The 26,349-nt window shown below is 70.9% G+C and carries 24 protein-coding genes; 10 read left to right on the top strand and 14 right to left on the bottom strand.

Annotation, left to right across the window (positions count from 1 at the left end):
• Positions 1-79: 79 nt before the first annotated feature.
• Positions 80-1,384 (bottom strand): M6 family metalloprotease domain-containing protein, encoded by a 1,305-nt coding sequence (locus tag F7R91_RS12320; RefSeq protein ID WP_150947614.1) that lies wholly within the window; start codon positions 1,382-1,384, stop codon positions 80-82.
• Between the two features lie 304 nt (positions 1,385-1,688).
• Between F7R91_RS12320 and F7R91_RS12315 the strand changes: the two genes are divergently transcribed.
• Both F7R91_RS12315 and F7R91_RS12310 read left to right on the top strand, forming a co-directional pair.
• Positions 1,689-2,342 carry a TetR/AcrR family transcriptional regulator gene (locus F7R91_RS12315; RefSeq protein ID WP_150947612.1) on the top strand — a complete coding sequence of 218 codons (654 nt, stop codon included), beginning with the start codon at positions 1,689-1,691 and terminating at the stop codon, positions 2,340-2,342.
• A 179-nt stretch (positions 2,343-2,521) separates the two neighbouring features.
• A complete protein-coding gene (locus F7R91_RS12310) occupies positions 2,522-4,069 on the top strand; it encodes an MFS transporter (RefSeq protein WP_150947611.1) in 1,548 nt (515 codons plus the stop codon).
• Between the two features lie 123 nt (positions 4,070-4,192).
• Here F7R91_RS12310 and F7R91_RS12305 read toward each other — a convergent pair whose 3' ends face one another.
• Entirely contained in the window at positions 4,193-4,708 is a 516-nt protein-coding gene (locus tag F7R91_RS12305) for a MarR family winged helix-turn-helix transcriptional regulator (RefSeq protein ID WP_150947604.1), read from the bottom strand.
• A gap of 172 nt (positions 4,709-4,880) precedes the next feature.
• Here F7R91_RS12305 and F7R91_RS12300 point away from each other — a divergent pair, with 172 nt between their 5' ends.
• On the top strand, positions 4,881-5,672 hold the full coding sequence (locus F7R91_RS12300; RefSeq protein WP_150947601.1) for a dioxygenase family protein: 792 nt from the start codon (positions 4,881-4,883) through the stop codon (positions 5,670-5,672).
• Positions 5,673-5,693: 21 nt separating this feature from the next.
• Here the strand turns inward: F7R91_RS12300 and F7R91_RS12295 are convergent, their stop codons facing one another.
• Positions 5,694-6,224, bottom strand: coding sequence for a GNAT family N-acetyltransferase (locus F7R91_RS12295; RefSeq protein ID WP_150947599.1), 531 nt, complete (start codon positions 6,222-6,224; stop codon positions 5,694-5,696).
• A gap of 172 nt (positions 6,225-6,396) precedes the next feature.
• Between F7R91_RS12295 and F7R91_RS12290 the strand changes: the two genes are divergently transcribed.
• The gene (locus F7R91_RS12290) at positions 6,397-7,392 is read left to right on the top strand and encodes a sigma-70 family RNA polymerase sigma factor (RefSeq protein ID WP_150947597.1); all 996 of its coding nucleotides are present in this window, start codon (positions 6,397-6,399) and stop codon (positions 7,390-7,392) included.
• 464 nt (positions 7,393-7,856) lie between these two features.
• Here the strand turns inward: F7R91_RS12290 and F7R91_RS12285 are convergent, their stop codons facing one another.
• Positions 7,857-8,822, bottom strand: coding sequence for a helix-turn-helix transcriptional regulator (locus tag F7R91_RS12285; protein ID WP_150947595.1), 966 nt, complete (start codon positions 8,820-8,822; stop codon positions 7,857-7,859).
• A gap of 63 nt (positions 8,823-8,885) precedes the next feature.
• Here F7R91_RS12285 and F7R91_RS12280 point away from each other — a divergent pair, with 63 nt between their 5' ends.
• The 5 genes from F7R91_RS12280 (at position 8,886) to F7R91_RS12260 (ending at position 15,236) form a co-directional block, all read left to right on the top strand.
• Positions 8,886-10,466, top strand: coding sequence for an MFS transporter (locus F7R91_RS12280; protein ID WP_150947593.1), 1,581 nt, complete (start codon positions 8,886-8,888; stop codon positions 10,464-10,466).
• Positions 10,467-10,707: 241 nt separating this feature from the next.
• Complete coding sequence (locus F7R91_RS12275; protein WP_150947591.1) at positions 10,708-11,469, top strand: DeoR/GlpR family DNA-binding transcription regulator; 762 nt, start codon at positions 10,708-10,710, stop codon at positions 11,467-11,469.
• A complete protein-coding gene (gene pfkB / locus F7R91_RS12270) occupies positions 11,466-12,434 on the top strand; it encodes a 1-phosphofructokinase (protein ID WP_150947589.1) in 969 nt (322 codons plus the stop codon). The genes F7R91_RS12275 and pfkB overlap by 4 nt, the downstream gene beginning before the upstream one ends.
• Before the next feature lie 370 nt (positions 12,435-12,804).
• Positions 12,805-14,886: a PTS fructose transporter subunit IIABC gene (locus F7R91_RS12265; RefSeq protein ID WP_150947587.1), complete on the top strand. Its 2,082-nt coding sequence runs from the start codon at positions 12,805-12,807 to the stop codon at positions 14,884-14,886.
• Positions 14,887-14,981: 95 nt separating this feature from the next.
• Positions 14,982-15,236, top strand: coding sequence for a hypothetical protein (locus F7R91_RS12260; RefSeq protein WP_150947585.1), 255 nt, complete (start codon positions 14,982-14,984; stop codon positions 15,234-15,236).
• A gap of 129 nt (positions 15,237-15,365) precedes the next feature.
• Here the strand turns inward: F7R91_RS12260 and F7R91_RS12255 are convergent, their stop codons facing one another.
• The 4 genes from F7R91_RS12255 to F7R91_RS12235 form a co-directional block, all read right to left on the bottom strand.
• Entirely contained in the window at positions 15,366-16,115 is a 750-nt protein-coding gene (locus tag F7R91_RS12255; RefSeq protein ID WP_150947583.1) for a DUF6227 family protein, read from the bottom strand.
• A gap of 208 nt (positions 16,116-16,323) precedes the next feature.
• Positions 16,324-17,550 (bottom strand): L,D-transpeptidase, encoded by a 1,227-nt coding sequence (locus F7R91_RS12250; protein WP_150947581.1) that lies wholly within the window; start codon positions 17,548-17,550, stop codon positions 16,324-16,326.
• Between the two features lie 222 nt (positions 17,551-17,772).
• The gene (locus F7R91_RS12245; RefSeq protein WP_150947578.1) at positions 17,773-18,819 is read right to left on the bottom strand and encodes a P1 family peptidase; all 1,047 of its coding nucleotides are present in this window, start codon (positions 18,817-18,819) and stop codon (positions 17,773-17,775) included.
• Between the two features lie 131 nt (positions 18,820-18,950).
• Positions 18,951-20,183, bottom strand: coding sequence for a low temperature requirement protein A (locus F7R91_RS12235; protein ID WP_150947576.1), 1,233 nt, complete (start codon positions 20,181-20,183; stop codon positions 18,951-18,953).
• A gap of 90 nt (positions 20,184-20,273) precedes the next feature.
• On the opposite strand from F7R91_RS12235, the gene F7R91_RS12230 reads away from it, so the two are divergent.
• Complete coding sequence (locus tag F7R91_RS12230; RefSeq protein ID WP_150947575.1) at positions 20,274-20,456, top strand: hypothetical protein; 183 nt, start codon at positions 20,274-20,276, stop codon at positions 20,454-20,456.
• Positions 20,457-20,494: 38 nt separating this feature from the next.
• Here the strand turns inward: F7R91_RS12230 and mscL are convergent, their stop codons facing one another.
• The 6 genes from mscL to F7R91_RS12195 all read right to left on the bottom strand — a co-directional run bounded on the left by mscL (position 20,495) and on the right by F7R91_RS12195 (position 26,173).
• A complete protein-coding gene (gene mscL / locus F7R91_RS12225) occupies positions 20,495-20,959 on the bottom strand; it encodes a large conductance mechanosensitive channel protein MscL (RefSeq protein WP_150947573.1) in 465 nt (154 codons plus the stop codon).
• A gap of 84 nt (positions 20,960-21,043) precedes the next feature.
• A complete protein-coding gene (locus F7R91_RS12220; RefSeq protein ID WP_408056025.1) occupies positions 21,044-21,586 on the bottom strand; it encodes a CpaB family protein in 543 nt (180 codons plus the stop codon).
• A gap of 191 nt (positions 21,587-21,777) precedes the next feature.
• A complete protein-coding gene (locus F7R91_RS12215) occupies positions 21,778-22,611 on the bottom strand; it encodes an S-methyl-5'-thioadenosine phosphorylase (protein WP_150947571.1) in 834 nt (277 codons plus the stop codon).
• A 114-nt stretch (positions 22,612-22,725) separates the two neighbouring features.
• Positions 22,726-23,061, bottom strand: coding sequence for an FmdB family zinc ribbon protein (locus F7R91_RS12210; protein ID WP_150947570.1), 336 nt, complete (start codon positions 23,059-23,061; stop codon positions 22,726-22,728).
• Between the two features lie 68 nt (positions 23,062-23,129).
• Positions 23,130-24,392, bottom strand: coding sequence for an MFS transporter (locus F7R91_RS12205; RefSeq protein WP_150947568.1), 1,263 nt, complete (start codon positions 24,390-24,392; stop codon positions 23,130-23,132).
• A gap of 278 nt (positions 24,393-24,670) precedes the next feature.
• Positions 24,671-26,173 carry a potassium/proton antiporter gene (locus F7R91_RS12195; RefSeq protein WP_150947566.1) on the bottom strand — a complete coding sequence of 501 codons (1,503 nt, stop codon included), beginning with the start codon at positions 26,171-26,173 and terminating at the stop codon, positions 24,671-24,673.
• Positions 26,174-26,349: the final 176 nt, after the last annotated feature.

Here is a 26,349-nt window from a genome sequence, read left to right as displayed (position 1 = left end):
CTTCTCCGGTACGGCGGTCACGGCAGCCCTACCGTAATCCGACCCACTCCCAGAACCTCCCCCCACACCGAGGCCGGCCCTAGGTCCGCGTCACCAGCACGCGATAGTTCCCCCTGACATCCACCGCCGCCACCGTGATCCGGATCCGCTTGCCCGCGTCCCTGAAGTCCTCGCCGGGCGTGAGCGCCGCGTCCGAGAGTTCGGCGTGGACGTTCGGGCTGCGGGTGCAGCCTCCGCTGTCCTGCCGGGCGTCGTACACCGTCACCGGGCCCTGGCCGGTGTCGACGTCCGCCTCGACCCGGTAGATCAGCACGCCCGGCCGGCACACGGCTTCGTCGTTGCCGCCGCGGGTGCGCAGTTCGACGGCGTATCCGGTGCGGGCGTCGACGGGGACGAAGATCAGCTTCACGCCGCCGGCGCGGGAGAGCGGCGACAGCGTGTACTGCGTCGTGCCCGGTCTCGCAGCGCAGTGCACCTGGGAGGCGTCCAGCCAGCCCAGCTTCCACTTGTGCCAGGCGAGCAGGTCGTTGTTGGCCCCCCAGTCCTCGCTCATGATGTCCCAGTGGCCGACGGCGCCCCCGCCCTCCTGGGTGTAGAGGTCGGGCAGGCCGAAGACATGGCCGTTCTCATGGGGCAGGACGCGGTAGCCGGTGCGGTGGTAGGAGCCGGAGCCGTCGTCCTGGCGGGAGTAGACGAAGGACGCGTTGCCCACCGGGACGCCGTCGGCGACCGGTGCCTCCGTGTTGCCGGCGAAGGTCACCGACAGGACCGTGTCCAGGGCGGAGGGTCCGGCGTTCGGGGTGATCAGTACGTTCAGGAAGTCGTACGAGCGGAAGTCGATGTCGGCGTCGGTCGCGGCCACGATGTCCTGGACCAGCTTGCGGTAGCCGGGGTCGAAGGGGGCGCCGCGTTCTATGCCGTACTCCCGGAAGGGCTTGGGCATGCGCAGCCAGGTGGGGATCGGGGTCTCGGGACGGTAGTCGAGACGGCCGTAGGAACTGGTGCGGAACCACTGCTGGGTCTGCGGGAAGAACTCGTGGAAGCGGTCGAGCGCGCTGCCCCGGCCGGGTGCGTCGGCGAAGTCGACCATCAGGGTGAGGGCGCGTACGGTGCCGGTGGAGCGGGAGTAGCCGCCGGGCGTCGGCACGCCCTCCGACATCTGGACGGCCGGGCCGCCGTTGATCATGCAGGGACCGAGTGCGGTGGAGCGTGCCACGGTGACCGGCCCGGACCCGGCCGAGGTGCGGCCCTGGGTGAGGTGTCCGGTGCCGGCCGAGGTGCTGACCGCGAGGGTCAGGGCGGTCACGGACGCGAACGCGGCCACGCGGCGCGAGCGTATGCGGCGGAGCGGCGGTACCCGGGGTCCCTCAGGCTGGGGCTGCATGCACGGCCTTTCGCTCCAGGCAGCCGCCGGTCACCGGCTGCACCCTCTCGATCACCCTCTGTCGAGGGGTCGGCGGGCGCGCGCTGGAGAGGCCGAACGTGGGTTTCTCGCCCGGGAGGTGATGTGACTCAGGTCACAGCAAATCTCTTCGGTGGCGGGAAATAACCGGGGATCGTTTCCCCGTTTGGAACTGTGTCCGCGCGAAACGGGGAGTCCCTCCCCGGATTGCCGGCCGGAAGACCCAAGAAGGCGCCACCGTCCACTCGACCAAGGCGCCACCGTCCACTCGACCCAGGAGTACGCCGTGCAGACCGCGACCCCCGTGCAGCGAAAGGTGACCCGGCCGCGGGCCGACGCCCTGCGCAACCGGGAGCGCATCGTCACCGCCGCCCGCGAGATGTTCGTCGAGCTCGGCCCCGATGTGCCGCTCGACGACATCGCCCGCCGGGCTGGCGTCGGCAACGCCACGGTGTACCGCAACTTCCCGGACCGCGACGCTCTGGTCCGCGAGGTCGTCTGCTCGGTCATGGACCGGACGGGTGAGGCTGCCAAGCGGGCGCTCGCCGAGACCGGCGACGCGTTCGAGGCGCTGGAGCGCTTCGTGCACGCCTCCGCCGACGAGCGGATCAGCGCGCTGTGCCCGATGGTCGCCAGCACCTTCGACAAGCACCACCCCGACCTGGAAGCCGCGCGGGAGCGCGTCGAGCAGCTGGTCGAGGAGCTCATGGACCGCGCCAGGGCGGCCGGACAGCTCCGCACCGACGTGGGCGTGGGTGACCTGATGGTCGCCGTGGCCCAGCTCAGCCGACCGCCGGCCGGCACCGGCTGCCTCAGCCATGACCGCTTCGTGCACCGGCACCTGCAGCTGTTCCTGGACGGACTGCGGGCCCCGGCCCGCTCCACCCTCCCGGGCACGGCCGCGACCATGGGGGACCTGCGCGGAGGGTGCGCCACCTGAGATCCCCTGAACCGACCTGACCTGACCTGAACCGACCTGACCTGAACCGACCTGGCCCTGACCCTGACCCTGGCTCGACCGATTGGATCCGGGCGCCTCGCCCGTCACTGATACCAGCCGTCCCTCACGACACCGTTCTCCGGTTTATTTCGTCACGAAGTCCCGAAGTGGGTACCTCCATGTCTGAAACAGCCTCAAAGGCTCAGGCCGGCACCGCCGGCGCTCTCGACGCCAACCGCTGGAAAGCGCTCGTCTTCATCGCGCTGGCCCAGCTGATGGTCGTGCTCGACGCGACCATCGTGAACATCGCCCTTCCGTCCGCCCAGCAGGACCTGGGGATCTCGGACGGCAACCGTCAGTGGGTCGTCACGGCCTACGCCCTCGCCTTCGGCGGTCTGCTGCTCTTCGGCGGACGTATCGCCGACCTCTGGGGCCGCAAGCGCGCCTTCGTCGCGGGTCTGGTCGGCTTCGCCGGCGCCTCCGCGCTCGGCGGTGCGGCCACCAACGAGGCGATGATGTTCGGCGCCCGTGCCCTTCAGGGCGCGTTCGGCGCGCTGCTCGCGCCCGCCGCGCTCTCGCTGCTCGCCGTGATGTTCACGGAGGCCAAGGAGCGGGCCAAGGCCTTCGGTATCTACGGCGCGATCGCGGGTGGCGGCGGCGCCGTGGGCTTCATCCTCGGCGGTGTCCTCACCGAATACCTGGACTGGCGCTGGACGTTCTTCGTCAACATCCCGTTCGCGGTCATAGCGGCGGCGGGCGCGTACTTCGTCATCCGTGAGCCGGAGGGCGGCCGCAACCGTTCGCCGCTCGACATCCCGGGCGTCGTCCTGTCCACCCTCGGTCTGGTCGCTCTGGTCTACGGCTTCACCCGCGCCGAGTCCGACGGCTGGGGCGACTCCGTGACGATCGGCATGTTCATCGCCTCGGCGGTCCTGCTCGCGGCGTTCATCCTCACCGAGGCCAAGGTGAAGGCTCCACTGCTGCCGCTGCGCGTCGTCACCGAGCGCAACCGCGGGGGTGTCTACCTTTCCCTCGGCCTCGCGATCATCGCGATGTTCGGCCTGTTCCTCTTCCTGACCTACTACCTGCAGATCGTGAAGGGCTACTCGCCGGTCAAGACCGGCTTCGCCTTCCTGCCGATGATCGCGGGCATGATGGTCGGCTCGACGCAGATCGGCACCCGTCTGATGACCCGCGTCGCCCCGCGCCTGCTGATGGCTCCGGGCTTCCTGGTCGCGTCGGTGGGCATGCTGCTGCTGACCCAGCTGGAGATCGGCTCCTCGTACACCGGCGTGATCCTGCCGTCGATGGTGCTGCTCGGCCTCGGCATGGGTACGGCGTTCATGCCGGCCATGTCCCTGGCCACGACCGGGGTCGAGCCGCGTGACGCCGGTGTCGCCTCCGCGATGGTCAACACCTCGCAGCAGGTGGGCGGCGCGATCGGTACGGCCCTGCTGAACACGATCGCCGCCTCGGCGACGACCGCGTACATCGAGGACCACATCGCGGGTGCCGCCTCGCGGTCCCAGCAGCAGCTGGTCCAGCTGCAGGGTCAGGTGCACGGCTACACCAACGCGATCTGGTTCGCCGTCGGCATCCTGGTGATCGCCGCCACGATCGCCGCGACCTTCATCAACACCGGCCGCCCGGGCAGCACCACGGTGGCCGGATCGACCGAGGGCGAGGGTGCCGAGGACCAGGTGGCGGTGCCGGTGGTCGCCCACTGAGCCCTGGGCTCACCGAGCCCGCCCACGGCGACCGTCCGGTCGTACCCCTTCGGCCCCTGCGTACGTGCGGGGATGGGGACGCTCCGCACGTACGACCCTGAAGGACCTGCCCTGGTGACGCGTTCAGCGGAGCCAGGGCAGGTCCGCACCGGCCTCGGCCGGCTGAAGTCCCTCGGCGAGGATCCGCATGATCTCGCCGAGGGACTTCTGCTGTTCCGGGGTGAGCCGCTCGAACACCGCCTGCCGTACGGCGGTCACATGGCCCGGCGCGGTCCGCCGCAGGACGTCGTGGCCCTCCTCGGTCAGCACCGCGAACTGCCCCCGCTTGTCGGAGGGGCAGTCCTCGCGCCGCACCCAGCCGTTCTTCTCCAGGCGCGCGATCGCGTGGGAGAGGCGGGAGCGGGTGATCTTCGCGGACATGGCCAGCTCGGTCATCCGCAGCCGGTGCCGCGGGGACTCGGCGAGCTGGACGAGGAGTCCGTAGTAGATGTGCGGCATGCCCGCGTCCCGCTGCAGCTGGCGGTCGAGGTGGTCCTCCAGGAGGGTGGAGGCCTCGATGTAGGAGCGCCACACGAGCTGTTCCTCGTCGGTGAGCCAGCGAGGCTCCTCAGCGGAGGCGGATGCGGATGCGGTGTTCATGTACTCCACTGTACGAGAATTCTCCTTGAAACTTAAACGAATGAGGCGTAGGCTCTGCAGCAGACACTTTGAGAGTTCAAGTAAGCGCGGGACGGGTAGTCCGCATGTGTAGTGCCGAGTGCTTCGGCACGTGTCTTCTCAGCAAGTGATGTCTTCCCAGGGAGTAGCCGCCATGTCCGCCGCCATCCAGGAGCGGATGCCCGCTCTCTACCTCAGTCACGGCGCCCCGCCCCTGGCGGACGACCCGATCTGGCCCGGCCAGCTCGCCGCCTGGTCCGCCGCCCTGCCGCGCCCCACCGCGATCCTCATGGTCTCCGCCCACTGGGAGGAGGCCCCGCTCGCCCTCGGCGCCACGGAGCCCGTCCCGCTCGTCTACGACTTCTGGGGCTTCCCGGAGCACTACTACCAGGTGCGGTACGCGGCCCCCGGCGCCCCCGGACTCGCCGAGTCCGTCCGCAAGCTGCTGCGCGCCCCCGGTCTGCCCGTGCAGGACATCCCGGACCGCGGCCTCGACCACGGCGCCTACGTCCCGCTGGTCGAGATGTTCCCCGAGGCCGACATCCCCGTCCTGCAGATCTCCATGCCGACCCTCGACCCGGTCCGGCTGATGGAGATCGGCCGCCGGCTCGCGCCCCTGCGCGAGGAGGGCGTGCTGATCGTCGGCTCCGGCTTCTTCACCCACAACCTGGCCGCGCTGCGGCACACGGGCGGGGGAGTGCCGAGCTGGTCCTCGGAGTTCGACGACTGGGGGCGCCGGGCGCTGGAGACCCGCGACTGGGACGCTCTGCTGGACTTCCTGAACAAGGCCCCGGCCGGCCGCTACGCCCACCCGCGCACCGAGCACTTCGCACCGCTCTTCGTGACGATGGGCGCGGCGGAGGCCGGGGGCGAGCTGGACGCGCAGAGGTCCGTGATCGACGGGTTCTGGATGGGGATGGCCAAGCGGTCGGTGCAGTTCGGCTGAACCGTCGTGCTCGGTGCGGGCTCAGAGCCCCTTCTCGTACCAGGCCACGTCCCAGTAGCGGCCGAACTTGCGGCCCACTTCCCGGTACGTGCCGACGTGCCGGAAGCCGAACCGCCGGTGCAATCGCTCGGACGCCTCGTTGGGCTGCGCGATGCCCGCGTAGGCACGGTGCACGTCCTCTGCGGCGAGCGCCTTGAAGAGGGCCTGGTACAGAAGCGTGCCGACACCGCGGCCGCTCGCATGGGGGGCCACGTAGACCGTCACCTCCACGGAGGTCGAGTACGCGGGCTTCGCGCGATAAGGGCTGGATGTGGCGTAGCCGAGAATCTCCTGTGCGTTGCCCGGCGAGCCCCCTTCGGCGGCAACCATCAGCCGGTACGGGCCGTCTTCAGGGTGGGAGAGCAGCCAGGGGCGGCGCTCCTGCGGAGTGAACGCGGCGGTGTCGAATGTGATGGGCGTCTCACGTACGTAGTGGTTGTAGATGTCGGTGAGGGCTTCGAGGTCACTCTCGGCTCCCGGTCTGACCTGGACCTCCGTACGTTCCGACGGCATCACGCCTCCTCCTGCGGCGGCACAGGGTACTGCATGATCAGAAAAATAGGGGGGCGGGTTGGGAATTCTGTCCGGATTCCAGTCGTTGTTTCCATCGGATGCAGGGCACCCGAGGAGAGTGCCGAGCGTCTGCACGACCACCCGCTGAACCACCATCGCAAAGGGAGCACGCATGGCAACCCGTGCCGTCGCCCGTCGTCAGTCCGCCACCGGCGGGACCGACGGGGCAAGCAGTGTTCGCGCCCATGGCGGCGAGATCGCCGACCGCGACCTGGTCGGCATGTACCTCGACGAGATCGCGCGTACACCGCTGCTCGACGCCGCCAAGGAGGTCGAGCTGTCCCAGATCATCGAGGCGGGTGTGTTCGCGCGGCAGGTCCTCGACGGGTACGAGGAGTCGAAGGCCGACGCCACCCGTGAGGAACTCCAGGCGCTGGTCGCCGAGGGGGAGCGGGCCAAGGAGATCTTCATCCGTTCCAACCTCCGTCTGGTCGTCGCCGTGGCCCGTCGCTACCCCCGTAGCGGCCTGCCCCTGCTCGACCTGATCCAGGAGGGCAACGCGGGCCTGGTGCGTGCGGTCGAGAAGTTCGACTACCGCAAGGGCTTCAAGTTCTCGACGTACGCCACCTGGTGGATCCGCCAGGCGATCACCCGCTCGATAGCGGACCAGTCGCGCACCATCCGGCTGCCCGTCCACCTGGTGGAGGAGCTGGGCCGGGTCCGCCGTGTGCAGCGTGAGTTCAACCGTGAACACGGCCGGGACCCGGAGCCCGCGGAGATCGCCGCCGAGCTCGGCTCGACGCCGGAGCGCGTCTCCGACGTCCTGGACTGGGCCCGCGACCCGGTCTCGCTGAACATGTCGGTGGACGACGAGGGCGAGACCCAGTTCGGCGACCTCCTGGAGGACACCTCGGCGGTGTCGCCGGAGCAGTCGGTGCTGACACTGCTGCGCAGCGAGGAACTGGACGGCCTGATCGGGCGTCTGGACCAGCGCACGGCCTCGATCATCAAGATGCGGTACGGCATCGAGGACGGCCGGGAGCGCACGCTGACCGAGGTCGGCAAGGAGCACGGCCTGACGCGTGAGCGCATCCGCCAGATCGAGAAGCACGCGCTGCTGGAGCTGAAGAAGCTGGCACGGGACACGGGTTTCGACGCGGCGGCGTAAGCCACGGCGGGGCCCCGCGTACGCCGGGTGGCGAAAGACCGCGCAAACATGGCGGTGTTACGCCGCTTCAAGCGGCATGGCCATGGGAACAAGTCTTCAGGGCTCAGGAGTTCGGGACTTCGGTCCCTGAAGTCCGGGCCCGGGGCCATGCCCCCGGCCCCCTGATCCACGTCCCGACGCACTCCCCCCGGCGCCGGGACTCACCCCCAGCCGGGCTCCGGCGCCCCACCCCCCTGGGCGCCGGGGTCCGGCTCTTTCGTCCTCGGGTGGCCTGGGCAGGGTCTCGGGTGTCCCCGGGCACGCTGAGCGGCGGGGCACCCCGTACCTGAACACCGGGGTGGCCCGCCGGATGGCAGATTGTGTCACATGGGCCGAACACCTCCGACCGGCCCACCAAGTGCCGCCCTACGCACGGCTGTTGACGGTTGAACGGCCGACGATGCCCGTCTCGGGCGCGCCGTTTCTCAGGCGCCTCCCGCCCGGACCAGTCGCCCGCCCAACTCCCGTACATGCCGCAGGAGTTCCTCCGGCTCGTGCACCGTGAACTCGACCCCCGTCATCGCCAGCCGCACCGCCAGCCACTGGGCCGAGTCCCCGGTCTCGGCCCGCAGGCGGCAGGTGCCGTCGTCCAGCGGCTCGGGCCTGCCGAGCCAGGCCGGCAGCCGGGCGGCGACCACGTCGGCCGGTGCGGCGAAGGTGACGGTGAACTCGTACGTCTCCTGCCGGCGGTACATCGACCGCCGCAGGTACTCCGCCGCGCTCCCCGTCGGCAGCTCCCGCGGAGCGAACCGCGCCCCGGTCGCGAACGGCTCGCTCACCCGGTCGACGCGGAAGGTGCGCCAGTCGGCGCGGTCGAGGTCGTAGGCCACGAGGTACCAGCGGCGCCCCGTCGACACCAGCCGGTACGGCTCCGTCACCCGCCGCGACTCGGTGCCGTCCCCGGCGCGGTACGCGAACCGCAGCCGCTCCCGTCCGGCCACCGTCGAGGCCATCACGGTCAGCGTCTCGGGCGCGATGCTCGCCCCGTCCCCGCTGGTCAGCGGTGTGGTCGCGGCCTGGAGGGTGGACACGCGGTGTCTGAGCCGCGACGGCAGCACCTGCTCCAGCTTGGCCAGCGCCCGTACGGACGCCTCGTCCACCCCCTCGACCGCGTGGCCCGCCCCGGCCCGCAGCCCGACCGCGATCGCCACCGCCTCCTCGTCGTCGAGCAGGAGCGGCGGCATCGCCTTGCCCGCGACAAGCCGGTAGCCGCCGTCGGCGCCCATGGTCGCCTGCACCGGATACCCCAGCTCGCGCAGCCGGTCGATGTCCCGCCGGACCGTACGGCGGGACACCCCGAGCCGGTCGGCGAGCTCGCCGCCGGGCCATTCGCGGGGCGTCTGGAGGAGGGAGAGGAGCTGAAGGAGCCGGGCCGGAGTGTCCGTCGTCATGTATCCGAGGATGCCGCAGAACTAGGACATGATCTGACCTAATGTGGTCATAGCTTTGGGGACATGACCTCCACCGAACCTCTTGTGGACAGCAGCGACAGCAGCCACAGCAGCTCAGCGGGCCCGGACAGCTCGGCAGACCCGGCCCAGGCCCCGGCCGCGGACCGCCGCCGCTGGTTCGCCCTCGCGATCGTGATGACCGCGGCCTTCATGGACCTCGTCGACGTCACGATCGTCAACATCGCGATTCCCTCGATCCAGCGGGAGGCGGGCGCGTCCGTCAGCCAGATCCAGTGGATAACCGCCGGCTACGCGCTCGCCTTCGCCGCCGGCCTCGTCACCGGCGGACGCCTCGGCGACATCCACGGCCGCAAGCGGCTGTTCCTCATCGGCATCGGCGGCTTCACCCTCGCGTCCGCGCTGTGCGGCTTCGCGGCGGGCCCGGAGATGCTGGTCGCCTCCCGCATCCTCCAGGGCGCCATGGCCGCGATGATGGTGCCGCAGGTCCTGTCGATCGTGCACGCGACCTTCCCGGCACACGAGCGGGGCAAGGTGTTCGGGCTGTTCGGCGCGATCGTGGGGCTCGGGGCGGTCTCCGGTCCGCTGCTCGGCGCACTGCTCACCGAGTGGAACCTCTTCGGTCTGGAATGGCGTCCGATCTTCCTCATCAACCTCCCGGTCGGCATCGCGGGCCTGATCCTCGGGCGCCGGTTCATCACCGAGTCCAAGGCGCCCAAGGCGCTGAAGCTGGACCTCGTCGGGGTCGCCCTCGTCGTCCTGGGCCTCCTGATGCTGCTCTACCCGCTGACCCGCGGCCGTGAGCTCGGCTGGCCGCTGTGGGGGTACGTCTCCATGGCCGGCGCACTCGGCGTCTTCGCGGCGCTGGTGGCGTACGAACGGCGCAAGACCGCCCGCGACGGCTCCCCGCTCGTCGAACTGTCCCTGTTCAAGGTGAAGAGCTTCGCAGCCGGCATCGCCGTGCAGACCGTCTTCGGTGTCGCACTCGGCGTCTTCTTCCTGGTGTGGACGCTGTACATGCAGGAGGGCCTCGGCTGGAGGTCGCTGCGGGCCGGGCTGACGGGCGTGCCGTTCTCGATCGCCGTCTCCACGGCGGCCGGCATCTCGGTCCAGAAGCTGGTCCCGCGCTTCGGCGGACGCACGGTCCTCCAGGCGGGCGCGCTGCTGATGACGGCGGGTGTCCTGATCTACATGGGGGAGTCCGAGCGGTACGGCACGTCCATCGCCTCCTGGCAGATGGCCCTTCCGCTGGTCGTGATGGGCGTGGGCATGGGCCTGATCGTCGCCCCGCTGACCGACGCGGTGCTGTCCGGTGTCCCGCGCGAACACTCCGGTTCGGCGTCGGGCCTCATCAACACCGTGCAGCAGATGGGCAACGCGCTGGGACTGGGCCTGGTGTCCGTGGTCTTCTTCGGCGTGATCGACGAGGACCTGGGCCACGACCAGCTGGGCCCCGCCTTCGTGAACGCCTTCCAGCATGCGCTGGGCTGGGTGGCGGCGGTCATGGCCGTGATCTTCCTGCTGATGTTCGCGTTGCCGGGGCGGGGGGCGCGGGATGCGGAGAAGGTGGCGGCGGAGGGTGCGCGGGCGACGGCTTCGGAGAGCGAGCCGGCGCTCATGGGGTGAGACGGTTCCCCGTTCGGGGAGATGTTCTCGGTGCGCCCGTCCTCATGATCCGAGGGCGGGCGCATTGCCGTGCCCGAGCGCGGGCGCATTGCCCGTGCCGGAGCGCGGCGAGCAGGCATCCGCGTGCGTGGCCATGCCCGGTTGTGTCCGGCCCGCGCCCGAACCCGTTTACTTATCGGACAACTGGGCGTAGCCTCTCGGCGAAACCACAAATTCGGGCATCAGTCGGAAGGGAACGGGCATGTACGCACCGGAGCGGCAGCAGGAGATCCTGCGGCTGGCCCGTGACGGCGGCCGGGTGGACGTGGTGTCGCTGGCCGAGGAGTTCCAGGTCACGGCGGAGACGATCCGCCGGGATCTGAAGGCCCTCGACCGGGCCGGGCTGCTGCGCCGGGTGCACGGCGGTGCCATCCCGGCCGGGCGGCTCGACTTCGAGCCGGACCTCACCGAGCGCGAGTCGACCGCGGCCGACGAGAAGGACCGGATCGCGAAGGCGGCCCTCGCGGAGCTGCCGCGCGCGGGCACGGTGATCCTCGACGCCGGTACGACCGTCGCCCGTCTGGCCGGGGCCCTCCCGCTGGAGGCGGAGCTCACCGTCGTCACCCACTCCCTGCCGATCGCGGCCCGTCTCGCGGACCACCCCGGGTTGCAGCTCCATCTCGTCGGGGGGCGCGTGCGGCACCGTACGCGCGCCGCCGTGGACGCCTGGGCGCTGCGTGCCTACGGCGAGATCCGGGCCGACGTCCTGTTCGTGGCGGCCAACGGCTTCTCCACCGACCAGGGCCTGACCACGCCCGACCTCGCTGAGGCCGCGGTCAAGCGGGCGGCGATCGCCGCCGCCCGCCGTGTGGTGCTGCTGGCGGACTCCTTCAAGTACGGCCAGGAGCACTTCGCCCGCTTCGGTGACCTGAGCGACGTGGATCTGCTGATCACCGACAGCGGACTGAGCCCCGAGGACGCCCGCGCCATCGAGCGCGGCGGCACGGAAGTGGTGCGCGCATGATCCTGACCGTCACCCCCAACCCGTCCCTCGACCGCACCTACGAGGTCCCCTCGCTGGACCGCGGAGAGGTCATCCGCGCCACAGGGGAGCGCATGGACCCCGGCGGCAAGGGCGTCAACGTCTCGCGTGCCGTCGCGGCCGCCGGACGGCGCACGGTCGCGGTACTGCCGCTGGGCGGGGCGCCGGGGGCGCTGGTCGCCGATCTGCTCCATGCGCAGGGCATCGAGGTCGCGCCGGTCCCGGTCGCCGGAGCCACCCGCTCGAACATCGCGCTCGCGGAGTCGGACGGGGTCCTCACGAAGATCAACGCGCCCGGGCCCGAACTGGCCGCGGCCGAGCGGGAGCTGCTCCTGGAGACGGTACGGCGGCAGTCGGTCGACGCCGACTGGATCGCCTGCTGCGGAAGCCTGCCGCGCGGGCTCGCACCGGCCTGGTACGCCGAACTGGTCGCGCGGGCGCACTCCGCGGGCGCGCGGATCGCTCTCGACACCTCCGGTCCCGCGCTGCTGGCGGCGCTGCGCGAGCGGCCCGACGTGGTCAAGCCGAACGCGGAGGAGCTCGCGGAAGCCGTGGGACGCCCCCTGACGACCGTCGGCGACGCGATGAAGGCGGCCGAGGAACTGCGTGAGCTGGGCGCACGCGCGGTGCTCGCGAGCCTCGGCGCGGACGGGCAGCTGCTCGTGGACGGCACGGGCGCCTGGTTCGGCAGCGCGCGCGTCGACACCGTACGCAGCAATGTCGGCGCCGGAGACTCCTCGCTCGCCGGCTTCCTGATCGCCGGCGGCAGCGGACCGGCGGCGCTCGCCTCGGCGGTCGCGCACGGAGCGGCGGCCGTGCAGCTGCCCGGGAGCGTGATGCCGACGCCGGGCGACCTGGACCTCGCGGCGGTGACGGTCACGGGCGATGTGCCGGTCGACCGCGTACTGAAGGAGCCGGTGTCAGTCCTGAAGGAGCCGGTGTCATGATCGACCACGCGCGCTCCGGCCTTCTCGGCTCCGGCCTTCTCGGCCCCGGCCTTGTCGGCCCCGGCCCTCGCGGCTCCGCACTTCGCGGCTCCGGCCCTCGCGGCTCCGCACTTCGCGGCTCCGGCCTTCTCAGCGGACCGGCCCCGGTGCGGCGAGGATCCCCGTTACTCGCCGCGGCCGACGGGCGGCAGGCAGATCTGAGCCATCCTGCCGCCCGGGTGAGGCGGGATTGCCCCGGCCCCGCCTCCACCGCCTCCACCGCCTCCGCCCTCTCCACCCACCCCCGCCGCACCCGCCGCACCCACCGCACCCCCGTCCCCCTCCCCGCCCATCCCAGTCCCCGGGCGATACGCGTGCGAAGGAGCCCGCGATGAGCGACATGATCACCGCGGATCTGGTCGACCTCGACCTGTCCGCCGACACGAAGGAAGCGGCGGCGCGCGCCCTCGCCGGGCGCATGGCCGCACTGGGCCGGGTGACCGACCTGGACGGCTTCCTCGCCGACGTGGCGGCACGCGAGGCCCAGATGCCGACCGGCCTGGACGGCGGTATCGGCATCCCGCACTGCCGCAGCCAGCACGTCACCGAGCCGACGCTCGCCTTCGGGCGCAGCTCCGTCGGCATCGACTTCGGCGCGGCGGACGGCCCCGCCGACCTGATCTTCCTGATCGCCGCCCCCGCCGGCGCCGACGACGCCCATCTGACGATCCTTTCGTCGCTGGCACGCCAGCTCATGAACCCCGAGTTCACCGACGCGCTGCGGTCGGTGTCCGAGGCGTCGGCCGCGGTCGCGCTCGTCCGAGGCGAAGAGCCTGCGGCGGCCTCCGAGGGTGCCTCCGAAGACTCCGTGGCGGCGCCGGGGGCGGCCTCCCCCGGCGCCGCCACGGGCACCACGCCGTCCGCCGACACGTCCGGCGATACGTCCGGCGACACGTCCGACGGGGGCGGGCGGCCGTTCCGCATCGTCGCCGTCACCTCCTGCCCGACCGGCATCGCCCACACCTACATGGCGGCCGAGTCGCTGGAGAACGCGGGCCGCGAGGCGGGCATCGAGGTCGTCGTCGAGACGCAGGGCTCGGCCGGCTTCACCCGGATCGACCCGGCCGTGATCGCGGCGGCGGACGGTGTGATCTTCGCCCACGACGTGCCCGTACGCGAGAAGGACCGTTTCGCCGGCAAGCCGACCGTCGACGTCGGTGTGAAGGCCGGCATCAACCGGCCCGCCGAGCTCATCTCCGAGGTCCGCGGAAAGGCGGAACGCGGCGAGGTCACCGCGGCGGCCACGCCCGGCACACCGGTCGAGCGCACCGGCGAGCCCGGCGAGGGCTACGCCACCAGGCTGCGCAAGTGGCTGATGAGCGGTGTCAGCTACATGGTCCCGTTCGTCGCGGCCGGCGGTCTGCTGATCGCCCTCGGCTTCGCGGTCGGCGGCTACGAGATCAACAAGGCGCCGTCGGTCATGGACCACTTCGTGTGGACCCAGGGCGACAGCTGGGCCGCGCTGCTCTTCCAGATCGGCGTCGTCTCCTTCGGCTTCCTGGTGCCGGTCCTGGCGGGCTACATCGCCTACGGCATGGCGGACCGTCCCGGCCTCGTCCCCGGCTTCGTCGGCGGCGCGATCTCCATGACCATCAACGCGGGCTTCCTCGGCGGTCTCGCGGCCGGTCTGATCGCCGGCGGTGTGGTGCTGACGATCCAGAAGGTGAAGATCCCACCGGCGGTGCGCGGCATCATGCCGGTGGTGGTCATCCCGCTGGTGTCCTCGGCGATCGTCGGATTCCTGATGTTCGTGGTGATCGGCAAGCCCATCGCCTCGGCCCAGAAGGGCCTGACCGACTGGCTGAACGGCCTCACCGGCTCCAACGCCGTCCTGCTCGGCGCCCTGCTCGGCCTGATGATGTGCTTCGACCTCGGCGGCCCGGTCAACAAGGTCGCGTACACCTTCGCCACCGCCGGTATCGCGGTCGCGAGCCCCAGCGACTCCGCGATGAAGATCATGGCGGCCGTGATGGCGGCCGGTATGGTCCCGCCGCTGGCCATGGCCCTGGCGACGACCGTGCGCGGCAGGCTCTTCACCCAGACCGAGCGCGAGAACGGCAAGGCCGCCTGGGTACTGGGCGCCTCCTTCATCTCGGAGGGCGCGATCCCGTTCGCCGCGGCCGACCCGCTGCGCGTCATCCCCTCCTCGATGGTGGGCGGCGCGGTCACCGGCGCGCTGTCGATGGCCTTCGGCGCCACCCTGCGCGCCCCGCACGGCGGCGTCTTCGTGGTCCCGCTGATCGGCAACCCGTTCCTCTACCTGATCGCCATCGCCGCGGGCGTATGCGTCACGACGGCGCTGGTGGTCGTCCTGAAGGGGATGCGGAAGCCGGTGCCGGGGGCCGTGGCCTCCGAGTCCGGCGCGGGTGCGACCGCGGCGGCGGCGCAGGCGAAGGAGCCGGTGGCCGCGTAGGCCGTCCCTTTGGGGTGCTGTGGGTGGTTCACGGCACCTGCGAGATACATCACGGTCCGGGGTGAATTCCCGGACCGTGGTGTCTACTGGACCGCATGCCTGAGCACGTCTCGATCTACCAGCTGGTGGGTGTGGGCTTTCTCGTCCTGGTGACCCTCGCCTGGACGCTGGGGCTGGCTCACATGCTGCGCCGCGGCCGCTTCGAAGCCGCCCTGCGGCGTGCCGGCGGCAATCTGCCCGCCCTCCCGTCCCAGCGGCGGGCCGCCCCGCGTCTGGAGTGCGTCGAGCTGACTCCGGCGGAGGAGGACGCGTTCGCGGGTCTGGTACGGCAGTTCAGCGACGGCCGCTGAGAGGCGACCGCGGGCGTTGAGGAATGGCAGCTGCTGAGGCGCGGCGCGTGCTCACGCGCGGTGGCCGCGGGGTGGGTCGGCGCGCGAGGCGCGGGCCAGCGGCAGCGCATCGCCCTGGCCGGCCGGCCCTCACAGCACCTGTGCCGCCCGCCGCTCCATCGCCTCCCGGGCCACGTCCTCGCTCACATACACCTCGCACATGTGCCGCCCGTCGGGCGTCGCCGTGTGCTCGACCTCCCACAGGGAGATCTCCTTCCCGTCGCGCAGCAGAAACGCGTGCTCGTAGAGCGAGAAGGGCAGTGCGCCGCGCCCCGCGCGGTACGGGCGGCCGAAGGCCTGTGTGATCTGGTGCGCGAACGCCTCCCTGGCCAGCAGGGCGGCGGTCGCCGCGTCCGGCCGGTCGGCGTTCTCCGCCCGGCGCAGAAGCCGGCGCGCGTGGTCCGCCGAGTCGTCCGGTACGTACGCGTGCCGGGGCGGATGCACCGGCGACAGCTGGACCGTCACCGGCAGCTCGAAGTCCGGGGTGTCCGGAGACAGCGGCAGCCGGGCCGTCGCGGCGCGCAGCTCTTCCTCCTCGGCGTACACCTCATGCTGTGGGCCGCATCCCGGCGCGGTGTTGTGGACGAGCTCCCACAGCGTGAGCGCCGAGCCGTCGGCGAGCAGCCAGGTGTGCCGGTACATCTCCCGGTGCAGCCCCGCGCTGTGGTGCGCGGAGTGCAGGGAACTGTCGTGCGCCAGCGCGCAGTCGAGCCGCCGAATCACCTCGTCGGGCAGCTCGAACGAGTTCAGGGCGCGACCGAGCAGTCGCGCGAGGTGCTCCTCCGGAGACTCGGGCGACTCGGGTGGTTCGTACGCTGTCGTCTCGTACGGAACGCTCAAGGTTTCTCCCGGCGTTGCTGCATGTCACCTTGTGGGTGCATACCGTAGCCCCTCGGTCGGACATCATGTCCGGGAACCGAGAAAACGTACGCCCGGAAAACGCCCGGGCCGCCCAGGGAAGTTCCCACGCGGCCCGAGGATCCGTCAAAACGCACTGTTCAGAGGGCACTTCGGCGAATCAGGTGATCGAAGTGACCGGATGTCCGGATCAGGCTGTGCTCTCCGAGGTCCCCGCGGTCCACTCGCTCCACGGCATGTTCCAGCCATTGAAACCGTTGTCCGGCGCCACCGGCTTGTCGGGGGAGTTCTTGACGATCACGACGTCCCCGACCATCGAGTTGTCGTAGAACCACTTGGCGCTGGTGTCGCCCTGCGCGCCCTGGACGTCCTGGAGCCCGACGCAGCCGTGGCTGGTGCCTTCGCGGCCGAACGGCGGGTTGGCCTTGTTGTACCAGTAGTTGCCGTGGATGAACGTCCCCGACCTGGTCAGACGCATCGCGTGCGGGACGTCCTTGATGTCGTACGCGTCGGCGAGGTTGACCGTCCTGCTGTCCATGTGGAGCTGCGTGAACTTCTCGGAGATCACCATCTGCCCGTTGTACGTCGTGAACTCCGCGCTGCCCGACGAGATCGGCACCGTCTTGAGAGTCTGTCCGTCCCGCACGACGGTCATGGTCTGCGTGTTGACGTCGACCGTGGAGACCTGCGACCGCCCGATCGTGAAGGTGACCGTCTTCTTCTGCACCCCGTAGACGCCGTCGGCGCCCTCGACCCCGTCCAGGTCGATCTTCATCGTGACCTTGGACCCGGTCTCCCAGTACTTCTCGGGCCGGAAGTCGAGCCGGTCCGCCCCGAACCAGTGCCCGACGACCTTCTGCCCGCTGCTGGAGGTGACCTTGATGTGGGACTGGACGGCCTTCTTGTCGCTGATCGCCTTGTCGAAGGTGAACGACACCGGCATCCCGACGCCGACGGTGGTGCCGCCGTCCGGCGTGTACGTCCCGACGAAACTGTTCGCGGAAGAGACCGTGGTGAACGTCGAGTCGGCGGCGACGGTCTTGCCGTTGCTGCCCTTCGCGGTCGCCGATATCTCGTACTTGGTGCCGCGCTCCAGCTGCTCCTTCGGCTTCCAGGCGCCGCCGTTCGCCAACAGTGTGCCCGGTACGGCCTGCCCGCTGTCCGCCACTGTCATCTTGACGCCGGTCAGCTTGCCATTGCTGACCTTGACGCCCGTCGAGTTGATCGACGCGCCGGTCGAGCCGTTCTTCGCCGATATGACTATCTTCGCGGCGGAGGACTCGGCGGAGTCCTTGCCGCCCTTGCCGTCGTTGCTCGCGTTGGCGTTGCCGCCGCACGCGGTGAGGGTGAGGGTGCCGACCATCAGGGCGGCACAGGCCCCCAGTACGCGCCGCGCTGCTATGTCCGGCGTTGTCACGGGCTGCTCCCAGTTCGTGTGATGTGCGTGATCCGCTCCAGTGCGTGGAGAAAGAGGGACGGGGCGGCCGGTGAGGTTCCCTCCGGTCGCCTCTGGCGCCAGCGCGTGACAGAACCGGGACAATCACAACTTGCGGGCGGGGGTGCGCACTAGCCTCGGCTACCGGCTACCGGCTACCGGCTACCGGCTACCGGCTACCGGCTACCGGCTACCGGCTACCGGCTACCGGTTCCCACTCCCGTACAACTCCTCGTACGACGGCCACGATCCGCCCGGTCCGGATGCCGGCTCGGCGGCGCGCACGGCGCGCACGATCGCGCGGGTCACCATGTCCGCTCCCGCCGCGAGGATCTCGTTCAGGGCGAGGGGGTTCTCCGCGGCGAGCTGGTGGCCTCCCGTGGCGAGCGCGAACACCGTGTCTCCGTCGTGGAGCAGATGCACCGGCCGTACGGCCCGTGCGATGCCGTCGTGCGCCGTGCCGGCGAGCTTCTGCGCCTGCGCCTTCGACAGATGGGCGTCCGTGGCGACCACCGCGAGCGTCGTGTTCAGTGGGGGAGGCGCGTTCTCTGCCGCGGTCTCGGCGAGGCGGCGGCGTGCCGCGTCATGGACGTGTTGCTCCGGGTACGTCACGCGCCCCTGGAACAACTCCCCGTACAGGACACCCGTTTCCGGATCCGTCACCGACCCCGCGGCGTTGGCCACCACCAGCGCGGCCACGGTGATCCCCGAGGCCAGGACGGTGCTTGCGGTGCCGACCCCGCCCTTCAGCGGACCGACCGCGGCTCCGGTGCCGGCGCCCACGCACCCCTCCTGAACCCGTGAGCCGGGTTCGCTCGCGGCGGCGGCCTCGACGGCCGCCCGGCCGGTGGCCGCGTCCGGCCTGGCCCGGAACTCGCCGCCCCGCCCCAGGTCGAAGACGCATGCCGCGGGCACCACGGGCACGACATGCGCCGGGTCCGTCCCGACGGGCACACCGCGCCCCTCCTCTTCCAGCCAGGCCATCACCCCCGCCGCCGCGTCGAGCCCGTACGCGCTGCCTCCGGTCAGGACGATCGCGTCGACCTTCTGCACAAGGTTGCGCGGGTCGAGCGCGTCGGTCTCCTTGGTGCCGGGACCCCCTCCGCGGACGTCCACGGCGGCGACTGCCCCGCCGTCGGGGGCGAGCACGACCGTGGTGCCGGTGAGCCAACCCTCGCCGGTGCGCGTCGCGTGCCCCACCCGCACGCCGGTGACGTCCGTCAAAGCGTCGGCCAATGCGTCAACTGTCATGCGGGCAGTCTCGTGCAGTCACCACGCCACAGCGGTCACCTCCGGCCGCCGTGTCCGGCCGTCAGGCCACCATGTCCGGCCTCCGCCAGGCCGCCGTGTCCAGCCCCCGCCAGGCCACCATGTCCGGCCCGTCAGGCCGCAGGCCGGGTGGCCTTGTGCTCCCGGAACGCCGTGCGCGAGGTCAGTGTCACGCCGGTCGCCACCGAGAGCGCCGACACCACACCGGCAGCCAGGACGGCCCAGTCGCCCAGGAAGGTGCAGAGGATCACCAGCAGCGCCGTGGTCGGCAGGATCAGCTGCTCGGCGATGCCTATCTTGAAGTGGCGTGCGTGCAGGGCCCAGACGGTGAGCAGGTAGAGCGCCGTCGGGAGGGTCACCGCGGCGGACGCGGCCAGCGTGGAGATGTGCGCCTTGCCGACGGCCTGCTCGACCGCGACCTCCAGGCCCGCGCCGATCGCGGCGGCCGAGGCGAAGACGATGTAGTGGCCGTAGCCCCACAGGAACGCCTGCCGGTTGGAGCGCAGATGGCCGTGGATGGGCACCACGAAGTAGATCCACCAGGCGGCGAAGATGATCAGCAGCCCGCCCGCGGCGATCGGCAGCAGCTCGCCCAGCGCGTCGTTCTCGTCGATGCCGGTCTTCACTGCGACGGTGGCCGCCGCGATCGTCTCGCCGAGCACGATGATCGTGAAGAGCCCGTACCGCTCGGCTATGTGGTGCGGGTGCCAGGACGTGGTGAAGGCCCGCTCCGCATAGAGCGGCACGCACATTTCGAGGAGCGCCATCACCAGGAACGCCCAGGGTCTGGCCTCCTCGGGCAGGACCACCAGTCCCAGCCAGCCGACCTGACAGAGCAGCACGCCGCCCGCGTACCGCCGGGCCGTCGTTCTCTCCGTGCCGTCGCTGGAGCGCGCCACGCGCAGCCACTGCGCGGACATGGCGAGCCGCATGATCACATAGCCCAGCCAGACGACCAGAAAGTCGTGGTCCTCGAACGCCTGGGAGATCCCGGCCGCGAGGACGAGCACCCCGGCGATCTGGACAAGGGTGACGGCGCGGTAGAGCACGTCGTCGTTGTCGTACGCCGAGGCGAACCAGGTGAAGTTCATCCACGCCCACCAGATGGCGAAGAAGACCATCGCGTAATTGAGGATTCCTTCGCCCGCATGCCCCTCGGCGACGGCGTGCACCAATTGCATGCCCGCCTGGGCGACGGCCACGACGAAGCACAGGTCGAAGAAGAGCTCCAGCGGTGAGGCGACCCGATGGGCCTCGTCGCGGCCCCGGGCGGTGAGTCTGCGCAGGGGACCGCGGCTTCCGGGTGCGCCCGGCGGGGAGGGGGCCGGAGTGGGACTGGACGTCATGGGTCCAAGCACAGCAGATGCGTGGCGGAAATTCTTGTGAACGAGTTCACAAGCGGGCGGAGTGCCGCCCGGGGCCCGTACTCTGGACACATGAGCACCGCCGCCGAGTCCGAGCCGCGCGAGCCGAAGCCCGCGCTGATCTTCGACGACCCGCTGGACCAGCAGTCCTCGGACGACACGGACCGGGGATGGGGCGAGCGGCCCGGCGCCACCGGCGACAGCGCGGCCGACCTGAAGCGCTTCCTCGACGAGAAGCCGCCGCATCACCTCTGAGCCGCGCGCCGGCGCTTCTGCGCCCGGGCGACGAGGCCCTACCGCCCGTCGCGCCCCGGCCCGCGCTGCTGCTGGGCGAGCAGCGCGTCGCGGATCTCCTTGAGCACCTCCAGCTCGGTCACCTCGATGACTTCGTGTGCGCTCTCCTTCGCCTTTCTCCTGGCCTCCAGTCGCCCCAGGTACTTGGACATGGGCAGGACCATCAGGAAGTAGACGACGGTCGCCGTGATCACGAAGGTGAGCGTGGCGCCGAGAACCGAGCCCCACAGCAGCCGGATGCCGCGGTCGCCCTCGCACGTCGAACTGAGGCAGGAGCTGTAGTTGTCGAGGTTCTTGGTGCCGATCGCTCCGACCAGCGGGTTGATCAGGCCCTTCACCACCGAGTTGACGATGTTGGTGAATGCGGCGCCGATGACAACCGCCACCGCCAGATCGACGACGTTCCCGCGCATCAGGAAGGCCTTGAAGCCCTGCCAGACGCTCGCATCCTTCTTCTCGCTCACCTCGGGGCCTCTCGTTGTGCGCACAGGGTGTGGAACGAACAGCTCCGCAACCTACGTCAGGAAGAGGCGGCCCTGTCCACCGGCTCAGCACAGCGTCACCGCCAGCCGGGCCGTCGCGCTCGCACCGGCCAGTCGCGTGGCGGTGGAACGCGGCACCGAGAGCACGACCAGCGCTCCGTCCTGAGCGGCGCCGTCCAGCGGTTCCGGCACTTTCGTCACCCGCGCCCCGCGTGCGACCAGCGCCGCCTCGCCGCCCGCCGTCGCGTCCCCGGCTGCGACGACGTCCACGCGGTCACCGGGCCTGAGCAGCCGGACCGTGGCGCCGTCGGCGATCCGCACCGGCGCGGCCACCAGCTCGACGGCGCGGCGCTCCCGTACCGGTTCGGCCACCGGATGTCCACGGGACCGGTCGGCTTCCCGTGGCCCCGCCGCCACCAGTGCGGCCGCGGTGACGGCGAGCCCAGCCGCCACGGCCCGCCTCCGATGCCGTACGAACCGGTGCAGCTGATATCGCCCGCCCCGCACCCGCACAGGAGCGAAGTGCGGCACCTGGCAGGTCGCGGGAGCGTCGGGCAACGCGGATGCGGAAGGGAAGGCGGACGTGGAGGAGGAGTGAGCGAAGGACACGGGACCACCACCTGTGGACGAGGGACCGGCTTGCCCTGCCACGATGAGGCCTCGGGCCGCCGCCCGCCGGAGCCCGTGGACTACCGGCCGGTTGTGGACAACTCCCTCACCCGAACGGGACGTTCCGGACGGTCCGGCGCCCCGCAACTCCCTACGGCGCCCCGCAACTCCCACGGCGCCCCCACAACTCCCTACGGCAGCACGAACCCCGGATCCATCCCGCCCAGCGCCGTCCTGCACGGGCAGTCCCGCTCCTCGTTCGAGGGCAGCGCGGCCACCGCGTCGAAGAGAACACCCCGCAGCCGGTCCACATTCGCCGCGAACACCCGCAGCACCTCGTCGTGGGACACGCCCTCGCCGGTCTCCGCGCCCGCGTCGAGGTCGGTGACCAGCGTCAGCGAGGCGTAGCAGAGCTCCAGTTCACGGGCGAGTGCCGCCTCGGGGTGACCCGTCATGCCCACCACGGACCAGCCCTGCGCCTGGTGCCACAGCGACTCGGCCCGGGTCGAGAAGCGCGGGCCCTCTATGACGACCAGCGTGCCGCCGTCCACCGGCTCCCAGTCCCGCCCGCGGGCCGCCTTCAGCGCGGCCGCCCGGCCGGCCGGGCAGTAGGGGTCGGCCAGGGACACGTGCACCACGTTCGGCACCGTGCCGTCGGGCAGCGGCACCCCGTCGAAGTAGGACTGTTCCCGGGACTTCGTACGGTCGACCAGCTGGTCCGGCACCAGCAGCGTGCCCGGCCCGTACTCGGGGCGCAGGCCGCCCACCGCGCACGGGGCGAGGACCTGGCGCACCCCGACCGAGCGCAGTGCCCACAGGTTTGCGCGGTAGTTGATGCGATGCGGCGGCAGATGGTGTCCGCGTCCGTGCCGGGGCAGGAAGGCGACCCTGCGGCCGGTGATCTCGCCGAGGATGAGGGAGTCGCTGGGGGGACCGTACGGGGTGTCCATCTCGATCTCGGTCACGTCGTCGAGGAACGAGTAGAAGCCGGAGCCGCCGATTACACCGATCTCTGCCTTCGCCATGACAGGCACACTAGCTGGCGCCCGGACGGCGCAGGGAGCGGGTCCGGATACGCCGAAGACCCTGCCGGCGTACGACGGACATGTCGTACGCCGGCAGGGTCCGGTGAGCGGGTGCTACGCGGCGGAGCTGCCGGTGGAGGCGCTGGTGCTCGACGACTTCGTGTCCGAGGACGACGAAGACGACGAGGAGGAGGACGACGACGAGGAGTCCGACGTCGACGAGCCGGACGTCGACGACTTCGAGGCGGACGCCGGCGAGCTGCTCGACGAGGAGCCGCGGCTGTCGTTGCGGTAGAAGCCGGAACCCTTGAAGACAATGCCGACCGCGGAGAACACCTTCTTCAGGCGGCCATCGCACTGGGGGCACTCGGTCAGGGCGTCGTCGGTGAACTTCTGCACCGCCTCGAGGCCCTCGCCGCACTCGGTGCACTGGTACTGGTAGGTCGGCACTTGTCTTCCTCCTGGCACTCTCACTCAATGAGTGCTAACGAGCGTCCATAGTGACGTATTCCCGAGGATCAGTCCACTGCCACCGGCATGCGGTGACCGACGCCACGTGCGACGGTACGGCCGCGGGGCCGTGCCGAAAGCCGCGAGCGCAGCGCCACCAGGGTCACCAGGGCGAGCACCGTGCCGCCCATCGGCACCAGGAATCCGGCGCCGTCCGAGAAGCGGTCCTCCAGCTGTCCGGCGACTGTGACGGCGGCCGCCTGGCCGAGCGCCACCGCGCCGGTCAGCCAGGTGAAGGCCTCGGTGCGGGCGCCGGCCGGGACCAGGCTGTCGACCAGGGTGTAGCCGGTGATCAGGGCGGGCGCGATGCACATACCGACCAGGAGGCCGAGGCCGGCCAGGACCAGCACCGAGTGCGCGGCCCACAGGCCGGAGGCGGCCAGCGCGAGGGCGGCGTACCCGATGACCAGGCGCCGCTGCGGGGCCGTCCGCCAGGCGACGGCACCGCAGACGACGCCGGAGAGCATGTTGCCCGCGGCGAAGACGCCGTACAGGACGCCGTTGAGGCCGGGCTCGCCGATCGACTCGGTGAACGCGGCCAGCGAGACCTGCATCCCGCCGAAGACGGAGCCGATGCCCAGGAAGGTCACGATCAGGACGCGCACTCCGGGGACGTGCAGCGCGGAGGCGTGCTTCACGCGCGCGTGCTCCGCCGCCGTGACGGCGGGCCGTGTGCTCTTGCGCGCGGCGAACAGCAAACCGCCGAGCAGGGTGAGCGAGGCCTCAGCGACCAGGCCGGCGGCCGGGTGGACCGTGGTGCACAGGGCGGTGGCCAGCAGGGGCCCGACGACGAAGGTCAGCTCGTCCGTGACGGACTCGAAGGCCGCCGCTGTCGTCATCAGGGGCGAGCCCTGGAGCTTCACGCCCCAGCGGGCGCGCACCATGGGGCCGATCTGCGGCACCGAGGCGCCGGTGGGCACCGCCGCCACGAACAGGGCCCACAGGGGCGCGTGCGCGAGGGCGAGCACCGTCAGGGCCAGGGCCGACAGGGTGTGCACCAGGACGCCGGGGAGCAGCACGGCACGCTGCCCGTAGCGGTCCGCGAGGCGGCCGCTGTAGGGGGCGAACAGTGCCATGGCGACGCCGGTGACGGCCGCGGCGGCGCCTGCCGCACCGTACGAGCCGGTGGTGTGCTGCACGAGGAGCACGATGGAGAGGGTGAGCATCGCGAACGGCTGGCGTGCCGCGAAGCCGGGGAGCAGGAACGTCCAGGCGCCGCGGGTGCGCAGCAGCTGCCCGTATCCGGGGCGGGAGGTGACCGTGGATGCCACGGCCCGTGCCTTTCTGCCGCCTGGTAGCGCGCGGCCCCGGTGCGGGGCGGGTTCGCCGAGAGCTGTCCTCTTGCGCGGACTGCGGTAGATACCGGCGCCCCCTGCGAAGGGCGTTGCGGCCGCCATACGGTCGCGCCAGCTCTGCGTCAGGCAGAGTTGGTTCGATCACAATGCGCCTTCATAATACAGGGATCATGAAGCGGTGGGCCTGTGAAAATGAGCACCACGCGCACGTACGCCTGTGATGGGCGCCAGTGTGAACCATACGAAACACGCCCTTAACGACCGGCGTCTCCGTTCATGCCGAGCCAGCCCGCCAGCTTGCCGCCCCGGCCCACGGCGCGCAGCCGCCGCTCCGCCGCGTCCCGGACGGGGTCCGTGGCCACCACGAGCAGCTCGTCCCCGCGGCGCAGCACCGTCGTCGGCAGAGGCACGAACGATTTTCCGTCGCGCACGACAAGGGTGACGGCGGCCCCGGCCGGCAGCCGCAGCTCTCCGACCTCGACGCCGTGCATCCTCGACCCCTCGGGGATCGCGAAGGAGAGCAGATGGCCGCGCAGCCGCTCCAGGGGTGCCGACTCGATGCCCAGGTCGGCGGCCTCCGGGTCCTTGCCCAGGTGCAGCTGGCGGGCGAGCCAGGGCAGCGTCGGCCCCTGGACCAGGGTGTAGACGACGACCAGGACGAAGACGGCGTTGAAGATCCGGCGGCTGGCGTCGACGCCCTCCACCATGGGGATCGTCGCCAGGATGATGGGCACGGCGCCGCGCAGCCCCGCCCAGGACATGAGGGCCTGCTCCTGCCAGGGCACCCGGAACGGCGTCAGACAGACCACGACGCTCAGCGGGCGGGCCACCATCGTCAGCACCAGTCCGATGACGAGCGCGGGCCAGATGTCGTCGCCCAGTTCGTGCGGCGTGACCAGCAGACCGAGCAGGACGAACATGCCGATCTGGGCGATCCAGCCGAGCCCGTCGGCGAAACCGCGGGTGGCGGGCCAGTGGGGCAGCTTCGCGTTGCCCATGACCATCGAGGCGAGGTAGACGGCCAGGAAGCCGCTTCCGTGCGCCAGGGCGCCCGCGGCGTACGCGGTGACCGCGATCGCCATGACGGCGATCGGGTACAGACCGGAGGCGGGCAGCGCCACATGCCTCAGGCCCCAGGAGCCCAGCCAGCCCACTGCGAGACCGATGGCCGCGCCGATGGCGAGTTCCAGCAGTATCTCGCCGATCAGGACGTACCAGTGCTCGATCGGCCCGGCCTGGGAGAAGGCGACCACCAGGATGACCACGGGGGCGTCGTTGAAGCCGGACTCGGCCTCCAGCGTGCCCGTCACGCGCGCGGGGAGGGGAATTTTCCGCAGCACGGAGAACACCGCCGCCGCGTCCGTCGAGGAGACGACCGCCCCGATGATCAGTGCCTGACGCCATTCCAGGCCGATCAGGTAGTGGGCGCCCGTGGCAGTGACCCCGACGCCCACCGCGACCCCTGCCAGCGCCAGCGCGGAGGCGGCCGGCAGGGCCGGCTCGATCTCCTTCCACTTCGTGCCGAGACCACCTTCGGCCAGGATCACGACGAGGGCCGCGTACCCGATGATCTGGGTGAGTTCGGCGTTGTTGAAGTGGATGCCGCCGATGCCGTCCTGGCCCATGGCGATGCCGATCCCCAGGTAGACGAGCAGGCTGGGGAGCCCGCTGCGCGAGGAGATCCGGACCGCTGCCACGGCGACGAGCAGGACGAGCGAGCAGACGAGCAGAAGCTGGTTGAGGTGGTGGACTGTCAGCGGCCGTTCCCTTCCCTCTCCCTCGCGCCTCCCGCGTGGAGCGCAGGTCCATCGGACACGGAGCCGGGAGACTCCGCACCCAAGTAGTTCGTTACCTTACCTAACTCTTGACGATTTCTTGACGCTCGGGGGACGAGATCGAACGTCCGTCCGTTCTGGTTCCGTACTCCGCGTCA

Source organism: Streptomyces luteolifulvus (assembly GCF_008806595.1).
Taxonomy (GTDB): domain Bacteria; phylum Actinomycetota; class Actinomycetes; order Streptomycetales; family Streptomycetaceae; genus Streptomyces; species Streptomyces luteolifulvus.
This window is presented reverse-complemented; position numbering and strand designations above follow the sequence as displayed.

What these genes read in the sequence shown, in the direction of transcription:
- F7R91_RS12310 (WP_150947611.1), top strand. Translation starts at nt 2,522, where the DNA reads ATGTCTGAAACAGCCTCAAAGGCTCAGGCCGGCACCGCCGGCGCTCTC.
- F7R91_RS12285 (WP_150947595.1), bottom strand. Translation starts at nt 8,822, where the DNA reads ATGACGACGGACACTCCGGCCCGGCTCCTTCAGCTCCTCTCCCTCCTC.
- F7R91_RS12275 (WP_150947591.1), top strand. Translation starts at nt 10,708, where the DNA reads ATGTACGCACCGGAGCGGCAGCAGGAGATCCTGCGGCTGGCCCGTGAC.
- F7R91_RS12290 (WP_150947597.1), top strand. Translation starts at nt 6,397, where the DNA reads ATGGCAACCCGTGCCGTCGCCCGTCGTCAGTCCGCCACCGGCGGGACC.
- F7R91_RS12230 (WP_150947575.1), top strand. Translation starts at nt 20,274, where the DNA reads ATGAGCACCGCCGCCGAGTCCGAGCCGCGCGAGCCGAAGCCCGCGCTG.
- F7R91_RS12260 (WP_150947585.1), top strand. Translation starts at nt 14,982, where the DNA reads ATGCCTGAGCACGTCTCGATCTACCAGCTGGTGGGTGTGGGCTTTCTC.
- F7R91_RS12295 (WP_150947599.1), bottom strand. Translation starts at nt 6,224, where the DNA reads ATGCCGTCGGAACGTACGGAGGTCCAGGTCAGACCGGGAGCCGAGAGT.
- F7R91_RS12280 (WP_150947593.1), top strand. Translation starts at nt 8,886, where the DNA reads ATGACCTCCACCGAACCTCTTGTGGACAGCAGCGACAGCAGCCACAGC.
- F7R91_RS12300 (WP_150947601.1), top strand. Translation starts at nt 4,881, where the DNA reads ATGTCCGCCGCCATCCAGGAGCGGATGCCCGCTCTCTACCTCAGTCAC.
- F7R91_RS12265 (WP_150947587.1), top strand. Translation starts at nt 12,805, where the DNA reads ATGAGCGACATGATCACCGCGGATCTGGTCGACCTCGACCTGTCCGCC.
- F7R91_RS12235 (WP_150947576.1), bottom strand. Translation starts at nt 20,183, where the DNA reads ATGACGTCCAGTCCCACTCCGGCCCCCTCCCCGCCGGGCGCACCCGGA.
- pfkB (WP_150947589.1), top strand. Translation starts at nt 11,466, where the DNA reads ATGATCCTGACCGTCACCCCCAACCCGTCCCTCGACCGCACCTACGAG.
- F7R91_RS12320 (WP_150947614.1), bottom strand. Translation starts at nt 1,384, where the DNA reads ATGCAGCCCCAGCCTGAGGGACCCCGGGTACCGCCGCTCCGCCGCATA.
- F7R91_RS12305 (WP_150947604.1), bottom strand. Translation starts at nt 4,708, where the DNA reads ATGAACACCGCATCCGCATCCGCCTCCGCTGAGGAGCCTCGCTGGCTC.
- F7R91_RS12245 (WP_150947578.1), bottom strand. Translation starts at nt 18,819, where the DNA reads ATGACAGTTGACGCATTGGCCGACGCTTTGACGGACGTCACCGGCGTG.
- F7R91_RS12215 (WP_150947571.1), bottom strand. Translation starts at nt 22,611, where the DNA reads ATGGCGAAGGCAGAGATCGGTGTAATCGGCGGCTCCGGCTTCTACTCG.